The following is a 367-nucleotide window of genomic DNA, read 5'->3' on the forward strand; positions in this document are numbered from 1 at the left end:
TCATGAGAAAAGTTTCGATCCTGTCACTGTCATTTGCCCTGCTCGCGGCCTGCAGCAAGCCCGCTCCAGATAACCAGGCTGCTGTGGCACCAGCCCAACCACCCGCCGAAGCCGTCCCGGCGCAAGGAACCAAAATGGCCAGCACGCAAGTCCCCGATGCCTCCCACCTCACCCAGCCGGACAAGGACACCGTGCTCCACGAAGGCTATGTCCGCACTGTTGGCCAGATGGCCTATCTGTGGGGCTGGCCAATGGTCAACATGATCAACCGACGCGCCACCATCACCCAGGCGCCGCACCCAGGCCTGCTCGATGGCGTGCTGCCGGTGGCGCCGCGCGGGCAGATCGCCATGCTGCACGATTACAT

1 protein-coding gene is annotated in these 367 nt (G+C 63.5%); it reads left to right on the forward strand.

The annotated features are described in order from the left end of the window. Positions 1-367 (forward strand): hypothetical protein (locus SB658_RS22360; RefSeq protein WP_410602403.1); only part of this gene is annotated, 367 nt, incomplete at both ends.

Source organism: Bacillus sp. SIMBA_008 (assembly GCF_046535495.1).
GTDB lineage: Bacteria > Bacillota > Bacilli > Bacillales > Bacillaceae > Bacillus > Bacillus subtilis.